Annotated in this window: 22 protein-coding genes, 2 tRNA genes, 1 rRNA gene and 1 pseudogene; 19 read left to right on the plus strand and 7 right to left on the minus strand. The window is 55.9% G+C overall.

Translation table 11 applies throughout. From position 1 onward, the window contains the following. The 7 genes and pseudogenes from rrf to yjfF form a co-directional block, all read left to right on the plus strand. Window positions 1-94: ribosomal RNA gene (gene rrf, locus A6U95_RS06735) — 5S ribosomal RNA — on the plus strand; the annotation flags it as partial. A gap of 94 nt (window positions 95-188) precedes the next feature. Further along, window positions 189-265: transfer RNA gene (locus tag A6U95_RS06740), tRNA-Asp, on the plus strand. Between the two features lie 53 nt (window positions 266-318). Continuing rightward, a tRNA-Trp gene (locus A6U95_RS06745) sits at window positions 319-394 on the plus strand. A gap of 297 nt (window positions 395-691) precedes the next feature. Then, the gene (gene ytfQ / locus A6U95_RS06750) at window positions 692-1,648 is read left to right on the plus strand and encodes a galactofuranose ABC transporter, galactofuranose-binding protein YtfQ (RefSeq protein WP_065683939.1); all 957 of its coding nucleotides are present in this window, start codon (window positions 692-694) and stop codon (window positions 1,646-1,648) included. A 22-nt stretch (window positions 1,649-1,670) separates the two neighbouring features. Further along, window positions 1,671-3,185 (plus strand): galactofuranose ABC transporter, ATP-binding protein YtfR, encoded by a 1,515-nt coding sequence (gene ytfR / locus A6U95_RS06755; protein WP_065683940.1) that lies wholly within the window; start codon window positions 1,671-1,673, stop codon window positions 3,183-3,185. Beyond that, entirely contained in the window at window positions 3,182-4,204 is a 1,023-nt protein-coding gene (gene ytfT / locus A6U95_RS06760; RefSeq protein WP_139102342.1) for a galactofuranose ABC transporter, ATP-binding protein YtfT, read from the plus strand. Before ytfR ends, ytfT begins: the two co-directional genes overlap by 4 nt. Next, a pseudogene (gene yjfF, locus A6U95_RS06765) lies at window positions 4,201-5,163 on the plus strand (galactofuranose ABC transporter, permease protein YjfF); the annotation flags it as partial. The gene ytfT and the pseudogene yjfF, both read left to right, overlap by 4 nt. Before the next feature lie 35 nt (window positions 5,164-5,198). On the opposite strand, the gene hdfR reads toward yjfF, so the two are convergent. Beyond that, on the minus strand, window positions 5,199-6,026 hold the full coding sequence (gene hdfR, locus A6U95_RS06770) for an HTH-type transcriptional regulator HdfR (RefSeq protein WP_065683942.1): 828 nt from the start codon (window positions 6,024-6,026) through the stop codon (window positions 5,199-5,201). A 119-nt stretch (window positions 6,027-6,145) separates the two neighbouring features. Between hdfR and A6U95_RS06775 the strand changes: the two genes are divergently transcribed. Beyond that, window positions 6,146-6,484 carry a DUF413 domain-containing protein gene (locus A6U95_RS06775; RefSeq protein ID WP_021181829.1) on the plus strand — a complete coding sequence of 113 codons (339 nt, stop codon included), beginning with the start codon at window positions 6,146-6,148 and terminating at the stop codon, window positions 6,482-6,484. A gap of 28 nt (window positions 6,485-6,512) precedes the next feature. Here A6U95_RS06775 and A6U95_RS06780 read toward each other — a convergent pair whose 3' ends face one another. Continuing rightward, on the minus strand, window positions 6,513-8,036 hold the full coding sequence (locus tag A6U95_RS06780) for a YifB family Mg chelatase-like AAA ATPase (protein ID WP_065683943.1): 1,524 nt from the start codon (window positions 8,034-8,036) through the stop codon (window positions 6,513-6,515). 342 nt (window positions 8,037-8,378) lie between these two features. Here A6U95_RS06780 and A6U95_RS06785 point away from each other — a divergent pair, with 342 nt between their 5' ends. The 8 genes from A6U95_RS06785 (at window position 8,379) to A6U95_RS06815 (ending at window position 17,025) form a co-directional block, all read left to right on the plus strand. Next, complete coding sequence (locus tag A6U95_RS06785) at window positions 8,379-9,611, plus strand: MFS transporter (protein WP_065683944.1); 1,233 nt, start codon at window positions 8,379-8,381, stop codon at window positions 9,609-9,611. A gap of 133 nt (window positions 9,612-9,744) precedes the next feature. Next, window positions 9,745-9,843: an ilv operon leader peptide gene (ilvL, locus tag A6U95_RS29635; protein ID WP_071681478.1), complete on the plus strand. Its 99-nt coding sequence runs from the start codon at window positions 9,745-9,747 to the stop codon at window positions 9,841-9,843. Between the two features lie 141 nt (window positions 9,844-9,984). Then, entirely contained in the window at window positions 9,985-11,631 is a 1,647-nt protein-coding gene (ilvG, locus tag A6U95_RS06790; protein WP_024527666.1) for an acetolactate synthase 2 catalytic subunit, read from the plus strand. Continuing rightward, window positions 11,628-11,885 (plus strand): acetolactate synthase 2 small subunit, encoded by a 258-nt coding sequence (gene ilvM / locus A6U95_RS06795; protein WP_021181824.1) that lies wholly within the window; start codon window positions 11,628-11,630, stop codon window positions 11,883-11,885. The genes ilvG and ilvM overlap by 4 nt, the downstream gene beginning before the upstream one ends. A gap of 21 nt (window positions 11,886-11,906) precedes the next feature. Then, window positions 11,907-12,833 carry a branched-chain-amino-acid transaminase gene (gene ilvE, locus A6U95_RS06800; RefSeq protein ID WP_021181823.1) on the plus strand — a complete coding sequence of 309 codons (927 nt, stop codon included), beginning with the start codon at window positions 11,907-11,909 and terminating at the stop codon, window positions 12,831-12,833. Between the two features lie 68 nt (window positions 12,834-12,901). Then, window positions 12,902-14,752: a dihydroxy-acid dehydratase gene (gene ilvD / locus A6U95_RS06805; RefSeq protein ID WP_021181822.1), complete on the plus strand. Its 1,851-nt coding sequence runs from the start codon at window positions 12,902-12,904 to the stop codon at window positions 14,750-14,752. Window positions 14,753-14,757: 5 nt separating this feature from the next. Further along, window positions 14,758-16,302 carry a threonine ammonia-lyase, biosynthetic gene (ilvA, locus tag A6U95_RS06810; protein ID WP_021181821.1) on the plus strand — a complete coding sequence of 515 codons (1,545 nt, stop codon included), beginning with the start codon at window positions 14,758-14,760 and terminating at the stop codon, window positions 16,300-16,302. 21 nt (window positions 16,303-16,323) lie between these two features. After that, a complete protein-coding gene (locus tag A6U95_RS06815) occupies window positions 16,324-17,025 on the plus strand; it encodes a DUF2461 domain-containing protein (protein WP_065683945.1) in 702 nt (233 codons plus the stop codon). Window positions 17,026-17,203: 178 nt separating this feature from the next. On the opposite strand, the gene ilvY is transcribed toward A6U95_RS06815, so the two are convergent. After that, complete coding sequence (ilvY, locus tag A6U95_RS06820) at window positions 17,204-18,085, minus strand: HTH-type transcriptional activator IlvY (protein ID WP_024527663.1); 882 nt, start codon at window positions 18,083-18,085, stop codon at window positions 17,204-17,206. Window positions 18,086-18,253: 168 nt separating this feature from the next. Between ilvY and ilvC the strand changes: the two genes are divergently transcribed. Next, window positions 18,254-19,729, plus strand: a complete 1,476-nt coding sequence (gene ilvC / locus A6U95_RS06825) for a ketol-acid reductoisomerase (RefSeq protein ID WP_065683946.1) — start codon at window positions 18,254-18,256, stop codon at window positions 19,727-19,729. Between the two features lie 87 nt (window positions 19,730-19,816). On the opposite strand, the gene A6U95_RS06830 is transcribed toward ilvC, so the two are convergent. Next, a complete protein-coding gene (locus A6U95_RS06830; protein ID WP_065683947.1) occupies window positions 19,817-20,749 on the minus strand; it encodes a sugar kinase in 933 nt (310 codons plus the stop codon). 153 nt (window positions 20,750-20,902) lie between these two features. Further along, entirely contained in the window at window positions 20,903-21,106 is a 204-nt protein-coding gene (locus A6U95_RS06835; protein WP_021181815.1) for a 4-oxalocrotonate tautomerase family protein, read from the minus strand. A gap of 142 nt (window positions 21,107-21,248) precedes the next feature. Between A6U95_RS06835 and pdeH the strand changes: the two genes are divergently transcribed. After that, entirely contained in the window at window positions 21,249-22,049 is an 801-nt protein-coding gene (gene pdeH, locus A6U95_RS06840) for a cyclic-guanylate-specific phosphodiesterase (RefSeq protein ID WP_186531206.1), read from the plus strand. A 103-nt stretch (window positions 22,050-22,152) separates the two neighbouring features. Continuing rightward, window positions 22,153-24,198 carry an AsmA family protein gene (locus tag A6U95_RS06845; RefSeq protein WP_065683949.1) on the plus strand — a complete coding sequence of 682 codons (2,046 nt, stop codon included), beginning with the start codon at window positions 22,153-22,155 and terminating at the stop codon, window positions 24,196-24,198. A gap of 7 nt (window positions 24,199-24,205) precedes the next feature. On the opposite strand, the gene A6U95_RS06850 is transcribed toward A6U95_RS06845, so the two are convergent. Beyond that, complete coding sequence (locus A6U95_RS06850; RefSeq protein ID WP_065683950.1) at window positions 24,206-24,958, minus strand: CDP-diacylglycerol diphosphatase; 753 nt, start codon at window positions 24,956-24,958, stop codon at window positions 24,206-24,208. 92 nt (window positions 24,959-25,050) lie between these two features. Next, complete coding sequence (locus A6U95_RS06855; RefSeq protein WP_021807376.1) at window positions 25,051-26,373, minus strand: MFS transporter; 1,323 nt, start codon at window positions 26,371-26,373, stop codon at window positions 25,051-25,053. Window positions 26,374-26,611: the final 238 nt, after the last annotated feature.

A 26,611-nucleotide genomic window follows, 5' to 3' on the forward strand; every position in this document is an offset into this window, starting at 1 on the left:
TCCCACCTGACCCCATGCCGAACTCAGAAGTGAAACGCCGTAGCGCCGATGGTAGTGTGGGGTCTCCCCATGCGAGAGTAGGACACTGCCAGGCATCAATTAAACGTTATCAGTATGACACCTGATAATGCGCGAAATCACCAAGGTGGTTTTGCCAGCATCGAAAGATGCGACGTAAAAGAATCGGTGGAGCGGTAGTTCAGTTGGTTAGAATACCTGCCTGTCACGCAGGGGGTCGCGGGTTCGAGCCCCGTCCGTTCCGCCACTTATTTAAATTATGCCTGCTACTGTTAGCAGGCATAATGTTAAGCGTAATTTAGGGGCGTAGCTCAGTTGGTAGAGCACCGGTCTCCAAAACCGGGTGTCGCGAGTTCGAGTCTCTCCGCCCCTGCCATATTAGAAACCCTTTGCGAAAGCGAAGGGTTTTTTTTGCTTTCTACTCGCCTAGAATTGCCAGTCCTCCCGCTAACGCGTACAAAATTCCCGCCGAAATCGTTCCCAATTTAGACATTTCTAGCTGTATCTATGCACAAAATGGTTGTAATCCCGCGCTGTGATATCGCTCATCATTCCTCCCTGTATTTCAACTACACCTTATAAGCCCCACGAGTTTTTTGGGCACACTCGATGAAAGCGAATACACCTACAACCATCTCTGTCTGACCGAGTCAGGTAGAGCGAGGAGAAAAACATGGTTAAGCGTTTACTGTTAGCGGCCGCCATAAGCGGTGTGTTGATGGGAGCGGTGCAGGCTGCCCCCTTGGTTGTCGGCTTTTCTCAGATTGGTTCTGAATCAGGATGGCGTTCGGCAGAAACCAAAGTGGCGAAACAGGAGGCGGAAAAACGGGGTATTACGCTGAAAATCGCCGATGCACAGCAAAAGCAGGAAAACCAGATCAAGGCGGTGAGATCCTTTATTGCTCAAGGCGTTGACGCCATCTTCATTGCGCCGGTAGTGGCCACTGGTTGGACCCCGGTATTGCAGGAAGCGAAAGAGGCCAAAATTCCGGTCTTCCTGTTGGATCGCATGATCGAAGTGAACGATCCCTCGCTGTATACCGCTGCCGTCGCTTCTGACAGCGTCCATGAAGGGAAAGTTGCAGGCGAATGGCTAGTGAAAGCCGTTGCGGGCAAGCCCTGTAACGTGGTGGAACTGCAAGGTACCGTTGGGTCCAGCGTGGCCATTAACCGCAAGAAAGGCTTTGCGGACGGTATTGCCTCTGCCGACAACGTCAAAATCATCCGTTCGCAGTCCGGCGACTTTACTCGCAGCAAGGGTAAAGAGGTGATGGAAAGCTTTATCAAGGCTGAACAGAACGGCAAAAATATCTGCGCCGTCTATGCACATAACGACGATATGGCCATTGGTGCCATCCAGGCGATCAAAGAAGCCGGCCTCAAACCGGGCTCACAGATCAAGGTTGTTTCCATCGACGGCGTGCCGGATATCTTCAAAGCGATGATGGAAGGGGAAGCCAACGCCACGGTTGAACTGACGCCAAATATGGCAGGCCCTGCGTTTGATGCCTTGATTGCATTGAAAAAAGACGGCACACAGCCACAGAAATTTATCCAGACCGAGTCGAAACTGCTGCAGCCTGAAACTGCCAGACAGGAATACGATATGAAGAAAAGCATGGGATATTGATCGTTAACAGGCGGAGCAGATAATGGCTACACCTCAGGCAGCATTATTGGCAATAAGCGGATTATCCGTGGAGTTTCCAGGTGTAAAAGCGCTGGAGCAGGTTGATTTCACACTACAACGCGGTGAGGTGGTGGCGCTTCTTGGGGAAAACGGCGCGGGCAAGTCCACGCTGATTAAGGCATTGACCGGTGTTTACCAACGCTCCGCCGGTGAGATCTGGCTAGAAGGCACCGCGATTGCGCCACAGAATACGGCCCAGGCGCAATCGTTGGGGATTGGCACCGTCTATCAGGAAGTTAACCTGCTGCCTAATATCTCGGTGGCCGCCAATCTGTTTATCGGCCGCGAACCTACCCGTTTTGGCCTGATCGATCAAAAAACCATGTTGCGTAATGCCCGTCAGCTGCTGGAAGGCTATGGATTACCGCTGGATGTCAGCCAGCCGCTGGGCAACTACTCGATCGCCATTCAGCAAATTGTCGCGATTGCTCGCGCCGTCGATCTCTCCGCCAAGGTACTGATCCTGGATGAACCCACCGCCAGCCTGGATGCCAAGGAAGTCACCCTGCTGCTGGATATTCTTAGCCAACTGCGATCTCAGGGAATGGGGATGATCTTCGTCACCCATTTTCTCGAACAGGTTTACCGCATCAGCGATCGTATTACGGTGTTGCGTAACGGCAAGCTGGTCGGGACTCGTGTCACCGCCGAGCTGCCACGGCTCGAGTTGGTGCAGATGATGCTTGGCCATAGTTTTGATGAGACGCTGCTCAAACGCAGCGAACATCAGGCCGTGCAGGCTCCGCCGTTAGTGGAGTTTAGCGGTTATGGCCGACGCGGCATGGTTGAGCCCTTTGATCTGGCTCTACGGCCTGGGGAAATCGTCGGCCTGGCTGGTTTACTGGGATCGGGGCGTACTGAGACGGCACAACTGATCTTCGGCATTAAGGCTCGGGATAAAGGTATTGCGAAGGTTGAGGGCAAAACGGTGGCGATCCCTACGCCCCGTAAAGCGGCCAGCCTGGGATTTGGCTATTGCCCAGAAGATCGTAAGACCGACGGTATTGTCGGCGCGGCCACGGTAAGGGAAAACATCATTCTGGCATTGCAGGCGCAGCGTGGCTGGTTACGGCCTATCCCGCTGCGTGAGCAAACCCGAATTGCGGAAGATTTCATTAAACTGCTGGGGATCCGCACGCCGGGGCCGGAGCAGCAAATCCAGTACCTTTCCGGCGGTAACCAGCAGAAGGTACTGCTTTCCCGCTGGCTGGCGACCAAACCCCGTTTCCTGATCCTGGATGAGCCAACGCGTGGCATTGACGTGGGGGCCCATGCGGAAATTATCCGCCTGATTGAACGGCTCTGTGATGAAGGGTTGGCACTGCTGGTTATTTCCTCCGAACTGGAGGAGCTAGCAGGCTATGCCGATCGCATCGTGGTATTACGCGATAGAAAACATGTGGCGCAGCTTGAGCATGATGCCATTACGGTTCCCGCCATTATGCAGGCCATTGCCGTGCAACAGGGGGCAGCATGAACCACAGGAGTTTTCCCATGACCGGTGGACCGCGCAAAGTAAGGTGGGTAATGCCCGCCGGAGCGACGCAGCTGGGGGCGCTGGCGGTGATTTTACTTATCGATAGCCTGGTCGCTCCCCATTTCTTTTCAATTCATATCCAGGATGGCCGCCTGTTCGGCAGCGTGATTGATATTTTTAACCGTGGCGCCCCTGTCGCGCTGCTTGCTTTGGGTATGACGCTAGTGATCGCCACCGGTGGGATCGATCTCTCCGTCGGTGCGGTAATGGCGATTGCCGGGGCGACAGCGGCCACCATGACTAGCGCTGGCTACCCATTAGCTTACATCCTGGGGGCCGCATTAGCGGTTGGGGCACTGTGTGGCCTGTGGAACGGCTTCTTGGTTGCGGTGCTGCAAATCCAGCCGATCGTCGCTACCTTGATGTTGATGGTGGCCGGGCGCGGTATCGCGCAGTTGATTACCGAAGGACAAATCGTCACCTTTGAGAGTCAAGGGTTAGCCAAGCTTGGCAGTGGTTCGCTGATGTATCTGCCGATGCCAGTGATCATTGCTACCATCATGCTGCTGCTGATTTGGTTACTGATACGCAAAACCGCTTTGGGGCTGTTTATTGAAGCGGTCGGTATCAATCTGCGCTCAGCACGTAATGCTGGCGTCAGTACTCGCTGGGTGATTATTGCGGTATATATCATTTGCGGCCTGTGCGCAGCGGTGGCAGGGATTATCGTCACGGCGGATATCCGCGGTGCGGATGCCAACAATGCGGGCCTGTGGCTCGAACTGGATGCGATCCTGGCCGTGGTGATTGGTGGTGGGTCATTGCTGGGCGGACGTTTTAATCTGCTGCTCTCGGTGGTGGGGGCATTAATCATTCAGGGCATGAATACTGGAATTCTGCTTTCGGGTTATAAACCGGAGTTTAACCTGGTGTTGAAAGCGGTGGTGGTATTAGCCGTGTTGCTGGTGCAATCCCCAAGTGTGTCATTACAGCGGTTGTGGCGGAGACGTAAATCATGATGAAGCGTAACCTTCCCCTATTGATCACGATCGCGGTTTTCCTGCTGGGTTACGCCTTTTGCCTCAGTCAATTCCCCAGCTTCGCTTCCACCCGCGTCTGGTGCGATTTGCTGACCGACAACGCTTTTCTCGGCATTGTGGCCGTAGGCATGACCTTTGTGATCCTTTCAGGGGGCATAGATCTTTCGGTGGGCTCGGTGATCGCCTTTACCGGCGTACTGCTGGCCAAGCTGATTGGCACTTATGGTATTGCTCCAGGTTATGCATTTGTCATTGCCTTGCTGATGGGGGCCTCATTTGGGGCGCTGATGGGGTGGATCATTGACGTGCTGAAATTACCTGCTTTTATCATCACGCTTGCGGGGATGTTCTTCGTGCGCGGCATGAGTTTTATCGTGTCAGAAGAGTCTTTGCCGATCGATCACCCGCTTTATGCCACGCTGGCAAACTATGCCTGGAAAGTCCCCGGTGGTGGCCGATTTACCTTATTGGCGCTGGTGATGCTGCTGGTCGTGGCGATTGGCATGATCCTGGCGCATCGCACCCGTTTTGGCCATAACGTCTATGCCATCGGGGGTAATCCGGTCTCCGCTGCGCTGATGGGGGTGCCGGTACGGCGTACCACCATCCAGATTTACATGCTCTCCAGTACGCTGGCGGCCCTCTCCGGCATAATTTTCTCGCTGTACACTTCTGCCGGTTATGCGCTGGCTGCCAGTGGTGTTGAACTGGATGCCATTGCGGCGGTCGTGATTGGGGGAACATTGCTGACTGGCGGCGTCGGTACCATTTTGGGCACCTTGTTTGGCGTGCTGATCCAAGGCTTGATCCAGAGTTACATCACTTTTGATGGCTCCCTCAGCTCCTGGTGGACCAAAATCGTCATCGGCATCCTGCTGTTCTGCTTTATCGGCCTCCAGAAGGCGATGAGCGCCTTTTGGCAGACCAGACGGGCAAAAACCCCGCCATCCCCGCCTGAAGCCGTCATAGCCGCTCAGGTTGCGGTATTTAAAGGTATTTTCAGCAGTTGGCGGATTAACGGCTGTTGGTCGCTGTTTTGCAGCCAGACGGCATAAAGCGGACGAACGATCGGCTGGGCGTCAGCAACAGCGACCAGTTGAGGGTAGTCTTTTTCCCACTGGCTGGGGAGAAATGCACAGCCACCGGTTGTCTCCAGCAATTGGCGCGTCAGATGCGCCGAAGTAGTGGTCAGCACGGGCATGCTGTCGCCCTCAAGCATGCGGGCTTCCTGTTGGTGAAAATCGGCACCCCATTCCAGTTTGATGTAAGGCATGGGGGCGGGGTTATCGCGTAGCGACGAGGAAAACAGGCGAAGCGAGAAGTTACCCAATAGCTGGCTGGCCAGCTCATCCATCTTTGGCGGTTCGGTGGTGATTAGCAAATCGAGCTGTCTTTCATGTAACTGCTTCACCAACGAATGGCGCAGGGCTACCCTGGCTTCGAGCTGCAAGGCCTCCCGCTGCTGGTAGAGCGATTGCAGCCAGGGCGTGAGGTAAGCTTCCCATAGCGACGCGGTGGCACCGATCGAAAGTTCGCTGTGCTGTAGCGATCGCACCACCTCTTTCTTTGCCAACTGCCACGTGTTCATCAGGCTCTCGGCATAGGGCAACAGCCGCTCTCCTGCAGGTGTCAGGCGGATGTTGTTGCGGTGGCGAGTGAATAAATTCGCCCCTAATTGAGTTTCAAGCTGACGGATACGGAAACTCACCGCAGACTGCGTTAAGTACAGGGATTCCGCTGCGCGGCCAAAGTGTCGCGTTCTACTGACCTCCAAAAAGGTTTTCAGTAATTCGGTGTCCACACCAATCTCCAAAGTTTTTTATCGTTAAGATTTAAATGTTTTGTTTTACACGATGTCAAGCCTATCTAATACTCCGCGCCATAAACAGCACGGCCATGAGAGAATTAGGAGCGTGTCAGATGGCGGATAGCTTCACCACCAACAGTCGTTTTTTTGATAATAAAAACTATCCTCGCGGGTTCTCCCGTCACGGCGATTTCACCATTAAAGAAGCGCAATTGCTAGAGCGTTTCGGGTATGCGTTCAACGAGTTGGATGCCGGCAAACGCCAGCCAGCCACTGAAGAAGAACAGTTGTTCGTTGCAGTGTGTCGCGGTGAGCGTGAACCGGTAACCGAGCAAGAAAAAGTATGGTCTAAATATCTGGCGCGCACCCGCCGCCCGAAAAAATTCCATACGCTGTCAGGTGGCAAGCCGCAGGCTGATGCGGTAGAAGACTACACTGAAAGCGACGATTGATCATCATGGGGCCATTCGGCCCCATTTTTTATTCCAGGCTGCGGTGTAGCTGCAGCAGCAGGCGATCCATACTGCGATAGCTGAGCGCTTCGCTGAGATGGCGTTTATCAATCTGTTGTTCCCCTGCCAAATCGGCCAGCGTGCGTGCCACTTTCAGGATGCGATGCCAGGCTCGAACCGATAATCCCAGTTGGCTCAGCGTTTTCTCTAAAAACTCCGCTTCAGTTGCAGGCAAATGGCAATCCCGATCCACCTCGCGGTTACTCAACAGCGCATTCACTTTACCTGCCCGTGCCAGCTGCTGTTCGCGCGCCACCAGCACCCGTTGACGTACCTGTTGGCTGCTTTCCCCAGCATGGTGCTGCTTGGCCAGTACGCCCGGTGGCAGCAGCGGCACCTCAATCGACAAATCAAATCGATCGAGGAAGGGGCCAGAGAGCCTGCCGAGGTAGCGCAAAATCTGCTGCGGTGGCGTGCGGTTGTGTATGCCCTGATAGTGCCCGGTTGGGCTGGGGTTCATCGCCGCAATCAGCTGCACTCGGGCAGGGAAGCGTACCTTGGCGCTGGCGCGTGAGATGACGATTTCACCGGATTCCAGTGGCTCACGCAGCGCATCTAATACTCGCCGTTCAAATTCGGGTAACTCATCCAGAAACAGTACGCCGTTGTGCGCCATGGAGATTTCCCCTGGCCGTGGCAAGGAACCTCCCCCAACCAGGGCAGCCATCGAAGCGCTGTGGTGTGGGGCGCGAAACGGCCGCTGGCGCCATGGCAGGGTTTCATCTGGATGATGCAGTAGGCTGGCAACGGCGACGCTTTCCAGCGCCTCCCGATCGCTTAACGGCGGCAGCAAGCCATTGAGGCGGCTGGCCAGCATGGTTTTGCCGGTGCCCGGAGGGCCAAGCAGCAACAGGTTGTGGCCCCCGGCCGCGGCAATTTCCAACGCTCGCTTTGCCTGTTCCTGGCCAATGACTTCCTGCAAGTCGGCAGTTTCCGTTGACGTGGCAGCCGCAGGAGGCGCTACGGCGATCGGCAGATCCCCCTTACCCTGCAAAAAAGCGCAAACCTCCAGTAAATGTTCTGCGACTCGGGTCGTGCTGTTGGGAAGCAACCCCGCCTCTTTGCCGTTGGCCGCAGCCAGGATCAACTCCCGCTTGGCCTCGGCTGCCGCTATTGCCGCCGGAATGGCGCCGTGCACCGCCCTCAATGCGCCAGAAAGCGCTAATTCACCCAGGAACTCATAGTGCGCCAACTTATCTGCTGGCAGCTGCTCTGAGGCCGCCAGAATGGCCAGCGCAATGGGTAAATCATAGCGCCCCCCTTCCTTAGGCAAATCGGCCGGTGCCAGATTGACGGTGATGCGTTTGGCCGGAAAGGTGAAGCCGTTGTTGATCAGTGCGCTGCGCACCCGGTCACGGGCTTCTTTCACCGTGGTTTCCGGCAGGCCGACCAGTGTAAGGCCGGGTAATCCGTTGCTGATATGGACTTCAACCATGACCGAAGGCGCCTGCACGCCGATCGTGGCACGGGTATAGATTACCGCCAGTGACATATTGCTCTCCTCGCTGAAGGCAACATGATGCGGGAACAGCCCGAAAGCCGCGCGCTACTCATCGTCAATTTGCGTAGTGCTACAAAATTAAAAGTAATTTATTTCATCACGTTAGTGATTTTTTTCAAGCTGCTACGCATTTCGTTGTAATACCCATTAACAATTACGGGAAAGCTGCAACAAATTAGCAAGCTAACCAAGTTGCAACAGCAGGGTTAATGGGTGTATTTAACAATTGGTTAAAATAAAAATCACTTCTTTAACAAAGCCCCGACCGCTACCGCACCCGCTGCGGCCGCCGCTAAATCTGATGACCTAGTACTCTACGGTAGGGATAACACTATGTTTGGTTGGACTCCGCTGCAGCGCAATGCGGCAATTGCCAGCTTTTCAAGCTGGACGCTCGATGCTTTCGATTTCTTTGTGCTGGTCTTCCTGCTCAGCGATATAGCTCAGGCTTTTCAGGTCGGGATGGAAGAAGTCACCCTGGCGATCCTGCTGACGTTGGCGGTACGCCCGATTGGCGCGCTTATTTTTGGCCGTGCGGCGGAAAAGTACGGTCGTAAACCGATCCTGATGTTGAATATCGTGTTTTTCTCGGTATTTGAGCTGTTGTCGGCGGCCGCTCCTTCTTTGACCGTCTTCCTGTTGCTGCGAGTGCTTTACGGCGTGGCGATGGGCGGCATCTGGGGCGTGGCCTCTTCGCTGGCGATGGAAAGCATCCCTGACCGTTCGCGTGGCCTGATGTCCGGTATCTTCCAGGCGGGGTATCCGTTTGGCTATCTGTTGGCGGCGGTGGCCTATGGCCTGCTGTTTGAAGTGGTCGGCTGGCGTGGCATGTTCGTGATCGGGGCCGCGCCGATCCTGTTGCTGCCGTTTATCTACTTCTGCGTGGAAGAGTCGCCGGTGTGGCTGGCGGCACGGGCACGTAAAGAAAGCACCGCTTTGCTGCCAGTTCTCAAGAGTCATTGGAAGCTGTGTCTCTATCTGGTGCTGCTGATGGCGGCGTTTAATTTCTTCTCCCACGGCACGCAGGACATGTATCCGGCCTTCCTGAAAATTCAGCACGGTTTCGATCCTAAAACCGTCAGTATCATCGCCATTAGCTACAATATCGCGTCCATTATCGGCGGTATTTTCTTTGGTACTCTGTCGGAAAAAATTGGCCGCAAGAAAGCCATAATTATTGCTGCCCTGCTGGCGTTACCGGTCATCCCGCTGTGGGCCTTCGCGAGTGGTTCGCTGATGCTGGGGTTGGGGGCGTTCATGATGCAATTCATGGTTCAGGGGGCATGGGGGGTGATCCCAACCTACCTCAACGAACTGGTGCCAGCGAATACTCGCGCGGTATTGCCAGGGTTTGTTTACCAACTGGGTAACCTGATTGCTTCGGTGAATGCAACCTTGCAGGCCGCGATTGCGGAACATCATGGGCAAAACTACGGCCTGGCGATGGCGATAATCGCCGGGACGGTGGCGATTGTGATCGCGGTGCTGGTGTATTTTGGCAAGGATACGCGCGGCAAAGCGATTGCGGTGGAAAGTAAAGCGCCTAGTGCTGGTGTTAGCGTTTGAATTTCATGCGTTTTGTTGCAGTTTTGACCCGGCAGAGCCGAATAATAACGCAAAAAAAGTGTTGTCAGGTTACCGCCTGCTATGGTAACTCTGTAGGCATTAGTTCGAAACAAGCATAGTGAACAAACCGATTATGAAAGCCCTAGCCCAAGTGATTAGCCTAGTCGTGATTAGCGTGGTGGTGATTATTATCCCACCGTGCGGGGCTGCACTTGGACGAAGAAAGGCTTAGAAAACAAGCCGGAATCGCAAGATAACCCCCGCACCCAAAAGGTCCGGGGGTTTTTTTATGCCAAGAAAATGTGAACAAGGAGCAGAGAATGACCAACAGAATAAAATCCTGCACTTCCCGCAACAAGGCGGGGAAATAACCATGAATGGTGCTCAGTGGGTAGTTCAAGCGTTGCGTGCGCAGGGGGTAGACAAGGTATTCGGCTATCCCGGTGGTGCGATCATGCCGGTCTACGATGCGTTGTATGACGGCGGGGTTGAACATCTGCTGTGTCGTCATGAGCAAGGTGCGGCGATTGCGGCTATTGGCTATGCCCGTTCCAGCGGTAAAGTTGGCGTCTGTATCGCCACCTCTGGCCCCGGCGCGACCAACCTGATCACCGGGTTGGCGGATGCGCTGCTGGACTCGGTGCCAGTGGTTGCGATCACCGGTCAGGTCGGTTCTGCGCTTATCGGTACCGATGCTTTTCAGGAGATCGATGTTCTGGGCCTGTCTCTGGCCTGTACCAAACACAGTTTCCTGGTGGAGTCGCTGGAAGCGCTGCCGGGGATCATGGCAGAGGCGTTTGCCATTGCCACCAGCGGCCGCCCAGGCCCGGTACTGATCGACATCCCGAAAGACATCCAACTGGCGCAGGGTGATTTGCCTCCCCATCTGATGCCGGTAGAAGATCCGTTCGAACATCCCGCAGCAGAGTTGGCCATGGCCACGCAACTGCTGGCACAGGCGAAGAAGCCGATGCTGTATGTGGGCGGTGGCGTGGGGATGGCGCAGGCCGTCCCGGCATTACGGGAATTTGTCGAGCTGACGCAGATCCCAACCGTGGCGACCTTGAAAGGCCTGGGCGCACCGGATGCCAACCATCCGTATTATCTCGGCATGTTGGGTATGCATGGCACCAAAGCTGCCAACTTTGCCGTGCAAGAGTGTGATTTATTGATAGCCGTGGGGGCGCGTTTTGACGACCGGGTGACCGGCAAGCTGAACGCCTTTGCGCCGCAGGCCAAGGTGATCCACATGGATATCGACCCGGCGGAAATGAGCAAGCTGCGTCAAGCGCATGTGGCCCTGCAAGGGGATCTGAGAACCCTGCTGCCAGCGCTGCAACAGCCGATGCAGATCGCTCCCTGGCTGCAAAGAGTGGCCGAACTGAAAGAAACCCACCCTTGGCGTTACGACCACCCGGGCCAACCGATTTATGCTCCGTTGCTGCTCAAGCAACTGTCTGAACGCAAACCGGCCAATACCGTAGTGACCACCGACGTGGGCCAGCACCAGATGTGGACAGCTCAGCACATGAGCTTTGAACGCCCAGAGAACTTCATTACCTCCAGCGGGCTGGGGACGATGGGCTTCGGTATCCCCGCTGCGGTAGGTGCGCAGATGGCACGCCCGGAGGACATGGTGATCTGCGTGTCCGGGGATGGTTCCTTCATGATGAACGTGCAGGAGTTGGGCACCATCAAACGCAAACAGTTACCGCTGAAAATCGTGTTACTGGATAACCAGCGTTTAGGGATGGTTCGCCAGTGGCAGCAACTGTTCTTTGATGGTCGTTACAGCGAAACCAACCTCTCCGATAACCCCGATTTCCTGATATTGGCCAGCGCCTTCGGCATCCCCGGCCAACGTATTACCCGCAAAGACCAGGTCGCAGACGCGCTCGATACCTTGCTTAACAGCGAAGGGCCTTATCTGCTGCAGGTTTCCATTGATGAACTCGAGAACGTCTGGCCGCTGGTGCCGCCGGGCGCAGGCAACGAAACCATGTTGGAGAAAGTATCATGATGCAGCATCAACTCTCGATCCAGGCCCGCTTCCGCCCTGAAATGTTAGAGCGCGTATTGCGCGTTGTCCGTCACCGTGGCTTCCAGGTCTGTGCTATGAATATGGCTTCGGGCAGCAATAGCGACGATATAAATATTGAATTGACCGTTGCCAGCCAGCGCCCTGTGGATTTACTGTCATCTCAGTTAAGCAAACTGATGGATGTCTCCAGCGTTGAGATCCAGCAACAATCATCACAACAAATACGCGCCTGATTGCGCAAAAGGAACAGAACAATGACGAAGAAAGCTGATTATATCTGGTTCAATGGTGAGATGGTTCCCTGGGCCGATGCCAAGGTTCACGTAATGTCACATGCGTTACACTACGGGACGTCGGTATTTGAAGGGGTCCGCTGCTACGACTCCCATAAAGGCCCAGTGGTATTCCGCCACCGTGAACATATGCAGCGTCTGCATGACTCGGCCAAAATTTACCGCATGCCGGTAACGCAAAGCGTCGATGAGCTGATGGAAGCCTGCCGTGCTACGCTGCGTAAAAACAATTTGGTCAGCGCTTATATTCGTCCTTTGGTGTTTGTTGGTGATGTTGGCATGGGCGTTAACCCACCGGCTGGCTATAAAACCGACGTGATTATCGCGGCGTTTCCTTGGGGCGCGTATCTGGGTGAAGAAGCGCTGGATCAAGGTATCGATGCGATGGTCTCTTCCTGGCACCGTGTGGCACCAAACACCATTCCTACCGCGGCGAAAGCCGGGGGCAACTACCTTTCCTCACTGCTGGTGGGCAGCGAAGCACGCCGCCACGGCTATCAGGAAGGTATCGCGCTGGATGTTCACGGCTATATCTCTGAAGGCGCAGGCGAGAACCTGTTTGAAGTGAAAGACGGCGTGCTGTTTACTCCACCGTTCACCTCCTCCGCTCTGCCGGGTATCACGCGTGACGCGATCATCAAGCTGGCAAAAGACATGGGCTTCGAAGTGCGTGAGCAAGTGCTTTCCCGTGAGTCTCTGTATCTGGCGGACGAAGTGTTTATGTCCGGCACCGCGGCGGAAATCACGCCGGTGCGCAGCGTGGATGGCATTCAGGTGGGGATCGGCAAGTGCGGCCCAATTACCAAGCAGATCCAGCAGGCATTCTTTGGCCTGTTCAGCGGCAAAACCGAAGACAAGTACGGCTGGTTGGATCCGGTAAACCAATAACGACAGACAACACTAAACGGATGGTTCGTTCGCCATCCGTAAAATGACTATTTTTTGGAGTGAAGAGCATGCCTAAGTACCGTTCCGCCACCACCACCCACGGCCGCAACATGGCGGGTGCCCGCGCATTATGGCGCGCGACCGGGATGACCGACGACGATTTCGGCAAACCGATTATTGCGGTGGTCAACTCCTTCACCCAGTTTGTGCCGGGCCATGTGCATCTGCGCGACTTGGGCAAGTTGGTTGCAGAACAGATCGAAGCCTCTGGCGGCGTTGCCAAAGAGTTCAACACCATTGCGGTGGATGATGGGATCGCCATGGGCCACGGCGGCATGCTCTATTCTCTGCCGTCGCGCGAACTGATCGCCGACTCGGTGGAGTATATGGTGAATGCCCACTGCGCCGATGCGATGGTGTGTATCTCAAACTGCGACAAGATCACCCCAGGGATGCTGATGGCGTCACTGCGCCTGAATATTCCGGTGATCTTCGTTTCCGGCGGCCCGATGGAAGCCGGTAAAACCAAGCTTTCCGACAAAATCATCAAGCTGGACCTGATCGATGCGATGATCCAGGGGGCTAACCCGAACGTCAGCGACGCCGACAGCGCACAAATCGAACGTTCCGCTTGCCCAACCTGCGGTTCGTGCTCCGGGATGTTTACCGCCAACTCCATGAACTGCCTCACCGAAGCGTTGGGCCTATCCCAGCCAGGCAACGGCTCGCTGTTGGCGACCCACGCCGATCGTAAAGACCTGTTCCTGAACGCCGGTAAGCGCATCGTTGAACTGACCAAGCGTTACTACGAGCAGGACGATGAGAGCGCACTGCCACGCAGCATCGCCAACAAGGCCGCGTTCGAAAACGCCATGACGCTGGACATTGCGATGGGTGGCTCCACCAATACCGTGCTGCACCTGTTGGCGGCAGCGCAGGAAGGCGAGATCGACTTCGCCATGGCGGATATCGATCGTCTATCCCGCAAAGTGCCACACCTTTGCAAGGTGGCGCCAAGCACTCAGAAATACCATATGGAAGACGTACACCGTGCCGGTGGCGTGCTGGCCATTCTTGGCGAGCTGGATCGCGCCGGGCTGATGAACCGCGATGTGGATAACATCCTGGGGATGAAGCTGCCAGAGACCCTGGAAAAGTACGACATCATGCTGACTCAGGATGAGGCCGTGAAGAAAATGTTCCGCGCAGGCCCGGCAGGTATCCGTACCACCCAGGCATTCTCTCAAGACTGCCGTTGGGACACCCTGGACAACGATCGTGCCGATGGCTGTATCCGCTCCTTGGAAAACGCCTTCAGCCTGGAGGGGGGGCTGGCGGTGCTGTATGGCAACATGGCCGAAGACGGCAGCATCGTTAAAACCGCCGGCGTGGATAAAGACAACCTGACCTTCCGTGGGCCAGCCAAAGTTTATGAGAGCCAGGATACGGCCGTTGAGGCGATCCTGGGCGGTAAAGTGGTCGCGGGCGACGTGGTTGTTATCCGCTATGAAGGGCCAAAAGGCGGTCCTGGCATGCAGGAAATGCTTTACCCAACTACCTATCTGAAATCGATGGGGCTGGGCAAGGCCTGTGCGCTGATCACCGATGGCCGCTTCTCTGGCGGCACTTCCGGTTTATCCATTGGTCACGTTTCGCCGGAAGCGGCCAGCGGTGGCCTGATTGCGCTGGTGGAAGAAGGGGACATGATCGATATCGATATCCCGAAACGCAGCATGGTGCTGGATGTGCCGGAGAGCGTACTGGCTGCACGCCGTGAGGCGGAACTGGCACGCGGTGATGCGGCCTGGACACCGAAAGCGCGTGAGCGCCAGGTATCTTATGCGTTACGTGCTTACGCTACGCTGGCTACCAGTGCAGACAAAGGCGCAGTGCGGGACAAGAGCAAGCTGGGAGGCTAACCACCATGGCGGTATCACAACCCCTACCCGACGCCCCCTGCGGCGCCGAATATTTGCGAGCGGTACTCCGCTCGCCAGTTTACGAGGTGGCTCAGGTCACCCCGTTACAGACAATGGGCAAGATCTCTGCGCGCCTCGGCAATACCATTCTGGTGAAGCGCGAAGATCGCCAGCCGGTGCACAGCTTTAAGCTACGCGGGGCTTACGCGATGATTGCCAGCCTGGATGAAGAGCAGAGGGCACGTGGCGTGGTCACGGCCTCTGCGGGCAACCATGCGCAGGGCGTCGCCTTTTCCGGCAACCGTTTGGGGATCAAAACCCTGATCGTGATGCCGGTGTCGACGGCGGATATCAAGGTTGATGCGGTGCGCGGTTTCGGCGGTGAAGTGTTACTGCACGGTGCCAACTTCGACGAAGCCAAGGTCAAGGCGATTGAGCTCTCGCAGCAGCAGGGCATGACCTTCGTGCCACCGTTCGATCACCCGGCAGTGATTGCCGGGCAGGGCACTTTGGCGATGGAGCTGTTGCAGCAGGACGCGCACCTGGACCGGGTGTTTGTCCCGGTTGGCGGTGGTGGCCTGGCGGCCGGTGTGGCGGTGCTGATCAAGCAGTTGATGCCACAAATCAAAGTGATTGGCGTGGAAGCCGAGGATTCGGCCTGCCTGCGTGCGGCGCTGGATGCCGGGCAGCCGGTCGATCTGGCGCGCGTTGGGCTGTTTGCCGAAGGCGTGGCGGTAAAGCGCATCGGTGATGAAACCTTCCGTTTGTGCCGTGAATACCTTGATGACGTGATCACCGTTGATAGCGATGCGATCTGCGCAGCGGTGAAAGACCTGTTCGAAGACGTGCGGGCCATCGCTGAACCTTCCGGCGCGCTGGCGTTGGCAGGGCTGAAAAAATACGTGCAGCAGCACAATATTCAGGGTGAGCGGCTGGCCCACGTGCTTTCCGGTGCCAATGTGAATTTCCACGGCCTGCGCTACGTTTCCGAACGCTGCGAACTGGGCGAACAACGCGAAGCGCTGCTGGCGGTGACCATTCCAGAACAGAAGGGCAGCTTCCTGAAGTTCTGCCAACTGTTGGGCGGCCGTGCGGTTACCGAGTTCAACTACCGCTATGCCGATGCCGACAACGCCTGCATCTTTGTCGGTGTCCGCCTGACCCGAGGCCATACCGAGCGGCTGGAAATCATCGATGAGCTCAACCGTGATGGCTATCAGGTAGTGGACCTGTCCGACGATGAGATGGCGAAACTGCACGTGCGTTACATGGTTGGCGGGCGGCCTTCGAAACCGCTGCGTGAGCGTCTGTACAGCTTTGAGTTCCCAGAGTCACCGGGTGCTCTGCTCAAGTTCTTGCAAACGCTGGGCACGCACTGGAATATTTCGCTGTTCCACTACCGCAGCCACGGCACCGATTTTGGTCGCGTGTTGGCAGGGTTTGAGCTTTCGCAGACCGAGCCAGAGTTTGAGCAGCACCTGCAGGCGTTGGGTTACGACTGCCATGATGAGACCGACAACCCGGCCTTCCGGTTCTTCCTGCAAGGCTAACATCGGCGACAAGGATAGCGTATGAGTAATGAGTTCACCGGGTTCAGCCAACAAGGGCTGGACTTCCTGCAACAGGTGCGGATCGAGAACGACAAGGAGTGGTTTGATGCCAATCGGGGCGTGTATGACCGTGAGCTGTTAACGCCGTTTCGTTCGCTGGTGGATGCGCTGAGTCCTGCGATGCTGATGATTGACCCGCAGTTTGAAACCCGTCCGGCCATTGGCAAAACGCTGTCGCGCATTCATCGCGACACGCGTTTTTCCCATGATAAATCCCGCTATCGTAGCCGTATGTGGCTGACCTTCAAGCGGCCAAGCAAAGACTGGAAGCTGGCACCGGTGTATTTCTTTGAGCTGGGGCCGGACATGCTGCGTTATGGCCTGGGCTATTACAGCGCCGACAAAGCCACCATGGATCTGTTTCGCCATACCTTGCTGCGCAGGCCACAGGCGTTTTTGGAGGTGGCCGAGTGCTGCCGCGCGCCGTTCGAGCTGGTGGGGGAAAGCTATAAGCGCCCGCGAGTGTTGGAGCAGGCACCGGAGATTGCCACCTGGTACAACCGTAAGTCCTTTGCGGTGATGGCCACAGATAATCAGGTGGAAAAGCTGTTCAGCGCCGATCTGGTCGCAACCTTGACCCAGAGTTTCCAGCAGTTGGAGCCGCTGTACCAGTGGCTGATGCAGGTAGAAGCGATGAAGCAGGTCGATCCCCAAGACCTATGAATACCCGTCGTCTTTCAAGCCACAGCGTTGTTGGCTGCACTCACCCCAGTCACTTACCCAAAAGTAAGCTCCTGGGGATGAGCGAGCTGGCCGCCTAGCTGTGATTTGAAATCCATAGGGTATTATTAAGTTGTGATAAACAACCTCATTGAGTTTTGAGTGGGGATCGCACTGCTATTCACAAAAGTTGCCAGAACGCCTCAATCAGCGGTTCGTTGAGGCGTTTTTTCGGCACGCAGACCCCCAGTTCGAACGGTTCGACCATCGAGATATTCTCCAACTGAGAAATGCGGTTGCGAACTGGCTCTGGGCTATTGTCTACCACCACGCTGGGGATCAGCGCGATACCGCAGCCTAATGCCACCATCGAAACAATCGCCTCATGCCCACCGACGGTGGCGTAAATCAGCGGATTGGTGATGTGCTGGCGGCGGAACCACAGCTCGATGCGTTTTCGTGACGGGCCATGCTCCGGTAGGATAAACGGCATATTGGCCCAGTCCGGCTGCTCGGCAAAAGCCTGCGTTCGAACCGCGCACGGCAGAGCGGGAGCAATCAGCACCAGCGGGATCTCACCGATTTGGGTGAAAGCGACGCTGGTGGGGAGGGTTTCAGGCCGCCCGGCGATACCAAGGTCGGCCTCGTTGGACTGCACTTTGTCCACCGCATCGGCGGCATCACCGGTGGTCAATTTGATTTCAACCAGGGGATGCTGAGCACGGAAGCGATCGAGGATCGGCGGCAGATGGCTGTAAGCGGCGGTGACCGAGCAGAACAAGCGCAGTTCGCCGCTCAGCGATGGGCCGTGCTGGCCAAGCGAATGTTTCAACTGCTGATACTGCAGCAGCGTTTGTTGTGCGAACACTTTCAGCTGTTCACCCGCATCGGTCAGCTCTACGGTGCGGTTATCACGCAGAAACAGCGGTTGTCCAAGCGTTTCTTCCAGCCGTTGGATCTGGCGGGAAAGCGTGGAGGGGCTGACGTGCATCGCCTTGGCGGTACGGCCAAAGTGATGGCTTTCCGCCAGGTGCAGGAACAGCTTGAGATCACGTAAGTCCATAATCAGTACGCTCGCAGCGGGGTGTTGCAGAAATTGCAACGTCACGTTCGTAATATATCAATTTAAGCAACGCAATTCCTGTTATACATTGGTTTCAACGGATCCCGTACCGACAGGGTGGGGATGAGAATAATATTGCACGACACAACATCTAACTGGAGCATCACCATGGCTAACTATTTCAACACATTGAACCTGCGTCAGCAGTTGGCGCAATTGGGTAAGTGCCGTTTCATGGCGCGTGACGAATTTGCGGATGAAGCTGGCTACCTGAAAGGGAAAAAAGTGGTGATTGTCGGCTGTGGTGCTCAGGGTCTGAACCAGGGGCTGAACATGCGTGATTCCGGCCTGGACGTGGCTTATGCGCTGCGTAAAGAAGCGATTGCCGAGAAGCGTGCCTCATGGCGCAAAGCCACCGAGAACGGCTTCAAGGTTGGCACCTACGAAGATCTGATCCCGCAGGCCGATCTGGTAGTTAACCTGACGCCAGACAAGCAGCACACCTCAGTAGTTCGTGCCGTACAGCCGCTGATGAAAGACGGTGCTGCGCTGGGCTACTCCCACGGCTTCAACATCGTTGAAGTGGGCGAGCAGGTTCGTAAAGACATCACCGTAGTGATGGTTGCGCCTAAGTGCCCAGGTACCGAAGTACGTGAAGAATACAAACGTGGTTTCGGTGTACCAACGCTGATCGCGGTTCACCCGGAAAACGATCCAAAAGGCGAAGGCATGGCGATTGCCAAGGCATGGGCGGCAGCCACCGGCGGCCACCGTGCAGGCGTGCTGGAATCCTCCTTCGTGGCAGAAGTGAAATCTGACCTGATGGGCGAGCAGACCATCCTGTGCGGTATGCTGCAAGCGGGTTCTCTGCTGTGCTTCGACAAGCTGGTGTCTGAAGGTACCGACCCGGCGTACGCAGAAAAACTGATCCAGTTCGGCTGGGAAACCATCACCGAAGCGCTGAAGCAGGGCGGTATCACCCTGATGATGGATCGCCTGTCCAACCCGGCGAAACTGCGTGCCTATGCGCTGTCTGAGCAACTGAAAGGCATCATGGCTCCGCTGTTCCAGAAGCACATGGACGACATCATCTCTGGTGAGTTCTCCAGCGGTATGATGGCAGACTGGGCCGCAGACGATGTGAAACTGCTGACCTGGCGTGAAGAGACCGGCAAAACCGCTTTCGAAACCGCGCCGCAGTTTGAAGGCAAAATCAGCGAGCAGGAATACTTCGACAACGGCGTACTGATGGTAGCAATGGTAAAAGCGGGCGTTGAGCTGGCCTTCGAAACCATGGTGGATTCAGGCATCATCGAAGAGTCTGCTTACTACGAATCACTGCACGAGTTGCCGTTGATCGCCAACACCATCGCGCGTAAGCGTCTGTATGAAATGAACGTGGTGATCTCCGATACTGCAGAATACGGTAACTACCTGTTCTCTTATGCGGCGGTACCGTTGCTGAAAGACTTCATGACCACTCTGCAGGCGGGCGATCTGGGTAAATCTGTTGCTGGTACCACCGTTGACAACGCGCAGCTGCGTGACGTGAACGAAGCGGTGCGCAACCACCCAATCGAATCCGTAGGCCGTAAACTGCGTGGCTACATGACCGATATGAAACGTATCGCAGTAGCTGGTTAAGCACCAAGATTGTAGCGGCCCGATTTATCGGGCCAACTAAAAAGGCCAGCATCGTTGCTGGCCTTTCGCCTATCTAGACGACGGAAATTACTGCGGCATCGCCTCGCGTGGGATAATGGCCCCGCGATACTGGATCACCGTGCTGGCGGTCAGGTGGCCACGTTTGGCCGCGCTAACGGCATCACCGCCGGTCAGGCGCACTGCCAGATAGCCCGCGCTGAAGGAGTCCCCAGCGGCGGTGGTATCAATCACTTTCTCTTTTGGCAGTTTGACTGCTGGTACGTCGTGGGTTTCCCCATCGGCACAGAAGACCAGGCAGGAATCTGCACCACGCTTAATCACAATCTCACTTACGCCAAAGTCGCGGGTACGGCTCACCACCTGCTCAACCGGCTGCTTGCCCCACAGTAAATCTTCATCATCCAGCGTCAGGAAGGCGATGTCGGTACAGGCCAGGATCTCGCGATAGGCCTGCTGAGTCTCTTGCTGGCTTTGCCACAGCCGTGGCCGATAGTTGTTATCGAAGATCACTTTGCCGCCGTTGGCCCGGCATTGGCGCAGCAGGGTCAGCAATTTGGCCCGGCTGGCAGGGTTGAGGATCGCTACGCTGATACCGCTCAGATACAGGTAATCAAACTGCGCCAGCTGCGCGCACAGGCTCTCTGCCTGTGGGCCATCCAGCCAGTAGCGGGCGGCAGCATCGTTACGCCAATAATAGAAGGTGCGCTCGCCGGTATCGTCGGTTTCGATCACGTACAGCCCCGGCAGCTTGTTGTCCAATTGCTGGATCAGATCGGTTTTCACCTGCTCCTGCTGCCAGGTTTGCAGCATTTCCCGGCTGAAGCTGTCGGTGCCCAGCGCGGTGACATAATGCACGTTCAGAGCCTGTTGCGGCACTTGGCGGGCGATATAGACGGCAGTGTTGAGAGTGTCGCCACCGAATCCACGGCTGAGATCGGCGCCTTTCTGCGACAGTTCGATCATGCATTCGCCGATCACGGCGAGGTTTTTGCTGTTCATGATAATCCCTGGCTTGATAATGAGTCTGGTTGCTGCGAATACGTCCAGTCTCAACGCAAGGGCGAAATGAGTCAATAGGAATAAAACAGCGTTTTAATTAGTTTATGATCGCGATCGGGAAACGCGAAGTTTCCCGCCGTTGAGGAAGAAAAACTACTTGGCTGCCGCGCGCAGATCGGTGACGCATTGACCACCAATCCCCCAGTTATCGGTCTCCACTTCATCGATCACCACCACGGTAGTGGCGGGGTTTTTGCCGAGCGTATCGACCAACAGTTGGGTTACGCCTGCGATTAGCTGTTTTTTCTGCTCCGCGGTTGCACCCTCGCGGGTAATTTTGATATTTACGTAGGGCATTAAAATTTCCTCTTGTTATAGAAACGTTGCATGTAGGTAATGGCTTAATGTAGGGACCTTTTACCCAAGCTTAAAGTTTTATTGTGCGTTGCCGATAACAAGATCGACAAATTTCCGGCAACGTTATCGTTCCCATTCCCTAATGGCGATAGTACCGATGATAACCAACATGATCTCTGGTTTACTGACGCCATTGTTTGCCGCCTGGCAGCGTGCCAAGGTCTTCCATTACTGGCGGCAGTGTCGGCGTTTGTATACTTTTCAACCTATTTACCGCACCTGCGGCAAACTGCTGGCGGTGGAGTTGCTCACGGCGGTACATCATCCGGCGTCACCGGGCAAGCCGGTATCCCCAGAACATTACTTTGCTGCGCTGGGGCTACGCCAGCGCCTGGCGGTTATTCAGGAACAGCTCGATTTACTGCAGCAATGGCAGCCCCTGTTTACCCGTCATGCGCTAATGGTCTCCATCAATATCGACGGTAAGGCATTGCAGGCACTGCAACTGCACCCGGCGATGCAGCGGCAAATCAGCGTCATGCCTTACCTGCGTTTTGAGCTGGTGGAGCAGGCAGACAGGGCGTTGAATGGGCCGCTGCAGCATATCCCTGGGGCGGAGCGCCTGTGGCTGGATGATTTCGGTAGCGGGCTGGCGAATTTCTCCGCGGTCAGCAGTTGGCGTTATCAGTATATCAAGGTGGCGCGCGAGCTGTTTATGTTGCTCAAGCAGAGCGATGAGGGCATCCAGCTGTTTTTTACTCTGGTGCGCCTGATGAGCCAGCACAGCGACGGGGTGATTGTCGAAGGGGTAGAAACAGAGCAGGAATGGCGACTGGTACAGCGCTCTGGCGCGTTTGCCGCCCAAGGGTATTACCTTAGCCGCCCTGCACATTTTGACCAGCTTAAAACCCTGCCTATGCGGTTTATTGCCCCTACTCCCTGATCCATTAGTTCCCAAAGCGTGAACTCTAGCCTATCCTCTACTAGGCTTTCAGTAAGGCTGCTTATCAATTTGAGCAGTCTGCTATCGCCTCGAGGGAACCGTTATGACAAGAACAGGCAAAACGTTTAGCTGGATTGGCGGCATCGTGCTGCTGATCGTCGTGGTTTTGGTGGTGTTCATTGCCACCTTCGATTGGAACCGTCTCAAACCCACCATCAATAGCAAAGTCTCTGCCGAGCTGCAGCGCCCGTTTGCTATTCGTGGCGATCTGGGCGTTAACTGGGAACGTCACCAGGATGAGGGGGGCTGGCGTGCCTGGGTACCGTGGCCTCATATCCACGCCGCAGATATTATGCTGGGCAACCCGGCCAAAATACCGGGCGACGAGATGGTCACACTGCAACGTGTCGATGCCTCGATCGCGCCATTGGCGCTGCTGGGCAAAGAGGTACTGATCCCGCGTATCTGGTTGAAGCAGCCAAATGCCTCGCTACAGCGCCTGGCGAACGGTGACAATAACTGGACCTTCAACCTGGCCAACAGCGCCGATAAAGACCCCAACCAACCACAGTCAGACTGGTCGGTCAGCATTCACGATATCGTGTTCGATCGCGGCCAGATTGATTTTAAAGACGCCACGCTCAAGGCCGATTTCCAGGCGTTGATCGACCCGCTTGGCAAGCCTCTGCCCTTTAGTGAAGTTGCGGGTAAACAGCCGGGGGATAAAGTGACGACGCCGGATTATGTTTTCGGCTGGAAGGTTAAAGGAAAATACCACGGTGAAGCGCTGTCAGGCAGCGGCAAGATGGGTGGCATGCTGTCACTGCAAAGCGCTGATATACCGTTCCCACTGCAGGCCGATGTCCGTTCCGGCAATACCAGAGTGCAGGTCGCGGGGACGTTATCCGATCCGCTGAACCTTGGCGGTCTGGATCTACGGCTGAAATTCTCCGGTGACAGCCTGGGAAACCTGTATGCGCTGACCGGCGTGTTGTTACCTAATACCCCTCCTTATTCTACCGATGGTCATCTGATCGCCCAGCTGCATCAACCGGGCGGCGCGGTATTCCAGTATCAGGGCTTTGACGGCAAGATCGGTGACAGCGATATCCATGGGGATTTGAAGTACGTTGCGAGCCACCCTCGGCCCAAGTTGAGTGGTGAAGTGCTTTCCAAACAGCTGCGTTTTGCCGATCTTGCGCCATTGATCGGTGCGGACTCCAATCAGCAGAAAGCCAATCGCGGCGAGAAGACCCGCCAGCCGAGCGACAAAGTGCTGCCGGTTGAGAAGTTCGAAACCAAAAGCTGGGGGGTAATGGATGCCGACGTCAAATTTACCGCCAAACGTATTGAGCATGGCAGTTCGCTGCCGCTGAGCGATCTGAATACCCACCTTAAGCTGGATAACGCGGTGATCCTGATGGACCCGCTGCGCTTCGGCGTGGCCGGGGGGAACCTGAATGCCACCGTCCGTCTTGATGGTAGCAAGAGCCCGATGCAGGGCCGGGTGGATATGCATGCGCGTAAGTTCCAGCTGAAACAGCTGCTGCCGAACGTGGAGTCGATGAAGCGTAGCCTGGGAGAATTGAACGGCGATGCCAAATTGACAGGCAGCGGCAACTCGGTAGCCGACTTGCTGGCAACCAGCAGCGGCGACCTGCGCCTGCTGATCAATGACGGCGTGATCAGCCGCAGCCTGATGGAAATTCTGGGCCTGAACGTAGGCAACTACCTGGTAGCTCAACTGTTTGGCGATGACGAGGTGGGGATCAACTGTGCGGCGGCGGATGTCGGCATTCGCAGCGGGTTGGCGACGCCGCGGCTGTTCGTGTTTGATACGGAAAACGCCATTATCAACATCACCGGCAACATCAATTTCGCCACCGAGCGGCTGGATCTGTCCATCGACCCGGAGAGCAAAGGGATGCGGGTGCTGACCCTGCGTTCGCCGCTGTATGTTAAAGGGACATTCAAAAAACCGGACGCGGGCGTGAAGGCCGGGCCGTTGATTGCCCGCGGGGTGGCTGCTGTGGCGTTAGGCGTTGTCGTTGCTCCGGCAGCGGCATTGCTGGCCCTGGTTTCACCGAGTGACGGTGGCGAAGAAAACCAGTGTGGCAAGATCCTGCAGCAGATGAAGAACAAGAAGTGATCCAAGATTACTGTAGTACCTGGCAGCTGTGATCCTGGATCTCTTCGGCGGAGGCCAGATTCAGCTGCCACAGGTTACGTTTCACAGCCAACAGCAGGAAATCCCCTCCCGGCAAGGCCGTCATCGCCATGCCGTAGCTCCCCATGCTTTCACGTGCGCCCTCAACGCCCTGAGCCAGCAAACGGAATGCCCCAAGCTGCTTGAGTTCAGCAGCGCTGGCGCGGCGAGTCAAATAATCATGCCCCAGCAATCCACCGGGTAGCGGCTGCCAGCTTTCGCTGAAATCCCCTTGCAGCTGCGCCAGCCGGGTTTTTACCGCCGGTTGCAGGCAGGAAATATGAATATGCAGCTGATTTTGCGTACGGCCGTATTCAGAGTTGATCGCCAGTGAGATGACGGCATCGTCGATCGGTTTACCGAGTTTATCTGCCATAAAATGCCGGGCCTGCCAGGCTAAGGCGAAGAAGTTGGCGGTGTCGGGCTGTAATACCTGCGGGCTTTCAATGCCGGTGATTTTGGCCGTTGGCATCAACAGGTATTGCAAGGGCCCATTGCGGTCTTTCAGCACTACGAACCCGGCCTGCTCATCTACCTGTGCGCAGGGGGCCGGATTATGGTTTTGTTGCTGATTTGGCAGGCATTGCTGGTTGACGATATGCCACAGTGCATCCGGGTGGGCCGATTTCAGCCAGAAATAGGCGGCAATGGCGATAATAATCAGCAACGTAACAGACAAACAGAGCCAACGGCGCAACGACATGGGCGGGTTTCCTCAGCAAATGGGGGGATAGCATAGCCGGGATTTGTGACAACAGACAAACAGGCCCCCATAGGTAGGGGGCCGGGAGAGGATTACAGCGACGTGTGGCGGGTTTCTTTCATCAGCAACAGCGCGATCAGCGTCAGGCTGGCCATGGCCGCCAGGTACATACCAACGTAGAACAGCCCGTAGTTGTTAGCTAACCAGGTCGCAATATAAGGCGCTACCGAAGCCCCCAGGATCGAGGCCACGTTATACGAGAACGAGGCCCCGGTGTAGCGCACTTCGGTTGGGAACAGTTCAGGCAGCAGTGCGCCCATCGGGCCAAAGGTCAGGCCCATAATGCTCAGCCCAAGCAGCAGGAAAGCCATCACCAACAGCTGGTTGCCGGAACCCAGCATGCTCGGGAACAGGAAGGCAAAGCCGATCATCAACAGGGTGATGACAATCATGGTCTTGCGGCGGCCAAAGGCATCGGCCAGCAAACCGGCGATCGGCACCATCACGCCAAAACCAATCACTGCCACCATCAGCATCCACAGGAAGCTGTTACGCGAATAGCCCAGCCCCAGCGGCTCTGCGGCCGTGCCGTAGGTCATGGAGTAAACGGTCATCAGGTAGAACAGCGTATAGGTAGCCAGCATGATGAAGGTACCCAGGATGGTGGCCTTTTTGTGCTTGCTCAGCAGCGTCCCGAGCGGGACCTTCACCTGTTTGCCCGCTTTGGCCACCTTGGCAAAAACCGGAGTCTCGTGCAGCGAAATACGCACATACAGACCCACCAGCACCAGCGCGGCAGAGAGGATAAACGGTACGCGCCAGCCCCAGGTCATGAACTGTTCATCGGTCAGCAACCAGGAGAGCAGCAGGAAGGTGCCGTTGGCGAAGAAGAAGCCTATCGGTGCCCCTAACTGTGGGAACGAGCCGTACAGCGCCCGCTTATTGGCAGGCGCATTCTCGGTGGCCAGCAACGCGGCACCACCCCATTCGCCACCCAAACCCAGGCCTTGGCCAAAGCGTGCCAGCGCCAGCAGGATCGGTGCAAAGATGCCAATGGTTGCATAGCTTGGCAGCAGGCCGATCAGCACGGTGGAAATCCCCATGGTCAGCAGTGAAGCCACCAAAGTTACCTTCCGCCCGACGCGATCGCCGAAGTGGCCGAACAGGGCAGAACCGATTGGCCGCGCCACAAAGGCGATGGCGAAGGTGGCCAGCGATTGTAGCGTTGCAGCAGCCGGGTCACCCTGTGGGAAGAAGATATGCGGGAACACGATCACCGCAGCGGTGGCATAAATATAGAAATCAAAGAACTCGATGGCGGTACCGACCAGAGAGGCGACGATGACTTTTCCCCGGGAGTTAACCGGTGTGGACGCGGCATCGGCGTCCAAGGGGGTTGCGATGGTGGCTTGCATAGTTATTTCTTATATTTTGACTAGGGAAAAATTCATCTTAGTCATAGCAAAATGGCTTTTCAACGGGGAGATTTTGTACTATCTGGCAAATAAACTGTTAAAAAGACTAATGTTTTAACGAGTTGATGTTCTATGGTCGTTAACGTGGTGAAGTGAGCTATAAGCAGAGAGAATGACTGGAAAAGGTGCAAAGAAAAGTTATAGGGTAGTTTGTTATGCTGGTTTTGGCCGGTTGGTT

Origin of the sequence: Serratia sp. 14-2641 (assembly GCF_001692375.1) — a bacterium.
GTDB lineage: Bacteria > Pseudomonadota > Gammaproteobacteria > Enterobacterales > Enterobacteriaceae > Chania > Chania fonticola_C.

Coding starts and splice junctions, on each gene's coding strand:
- ytfQ (WP_065683939.1), top strand. CDS start 692: ATGGTTAAGCGTTTACTGTTAGCGGCCGCCATAAGCGGTGTGTTGATG.
- ilvM (WP_021181824.1), top strand. CDS start 11,628: ATGATGCAGCATCAACTCTCGATCCAGGCCCGCTTCCGCCCTGAAATG.
- ilvC (WP_065683946.1), top strand. CDS start 18,254: ATGGCTAACTATTTCAACACATTGAACCTGCGTCAGCAGTTGGCGCAA.
- ilvG (WP_024527666.1), top strand. CDS start 9,985: ATGAATGGTGCTCAGTGGGTAGTTCAAGCGTTGCGTGCGCAGGGGGTA.
- A6U95_RS06775 (WP_021181829.1), top strand. CDS start 6,146: ATGGCGGATAGCTTCACCACCAACAGTCGTTTTTTTGATAATAAAAAC.
- A6U95_RS06845 (WP_065683949.1), top strand. CDS start 22,153: ATGACAAGAACAGGCAAAACGTTTAGCTGGATTGGCGGCATCGTGCTG.
- A6U95_RS06780 (WP_065683943.1), bottom strand. CDS start 8,036: ATGTCACTGGCGGTAATCTATACCCGTGCCACGATCGGCGTGCAGGCG.
- A6U95_RS06815 (WP_065683945.1), top strand. CDS start 16,324: ATGAGTAATGAGTTCACCGGGTTCAGCCAACAAGGGCTGGACTTCCTG.
- ilvE (WP_021181823.1), top strand. CDS start 11,907: ATGACGAAGAAAGCTGATTATATCTGGTTCAATGGTGAGATGGTTCCC.
- ilvY (WP_024527663.1), bottom strand. CDS start 18,085: ATGGACTTACGTGATCTCAAGCTGTTCCTGCACCTGGCGGAAAGCCAT.
- A6U95_RS06830 (WP_065683947.1), bottom strand. CDS start 20,749: ATGAACAGCAAAAACCTCGCCGTGATCGGCGAATGCATGATCGAACTG.
- ilvL (WP_071681478.1), top strand. CDS start 9,745: ATGAAAGCCCTAGCCCAAGTGATTAGCCTAGTCGTGATTAGCGTGGTG.
- ilvD (WP_021181822.1), top strand. CDS start 12,902: ATGCCTAAGTACCGTTCCGCCACCACCACCCACGGCCGCAACATGGCG.
- ytfT (WP_139102342.1), top strand. CDS start 3,182: ATGAACCACAGGAGTTTTCCCATGACCGGTGGACCGCGCAAAGTAAGG.
- A6U95_RS06850 (WP_065683950.1), bottom strand. CDS start 24,958: ATGTCGTTGCGCCGTTGGCTCTGTTTGTCTGTTACGTTGCTGATTATT.
- ytfR (WP_065683940.1), top strand. CDS start 1,671: ATGGCTACACCTCAGGCAGCATTATTGGCAATAAGCGGATTATCCGTG.
- A6U95_RS06785 (WP_065683944.1), top strand. CDS start 8,379: ATGTTTGGTTGGACTCCGCTGCAGCGCAATGCGGCAATTGCCAGCTTT.
- pdeH (WP_186531206.1), top strand. CDS start 21,249: ATGGCGATAGTACCGATGATAACCAACATGATCTCTGGTTTACTGACG.
- A6U95_RS06835 (WP_021181815.1), bottom strand. CDS start 21,106: ATGCCCTACGTAAATATCAAAATTACCCGCGAGGGTGCAACCGCGGAG.
- ilvA (WP_021181821.1), top strand. CDS start 14,758: ATGGCGGTATCACAACCCCTACCCGACGCCCCCTGCGGCGCCGAATAT.
- A6U95_RS06855 (WP_021807376.1), bottom strand. CDS start 26,373: ATGCAAGCCACCATCGCAACCCCCTTGGACGCCGATGCCGCGTCCACA.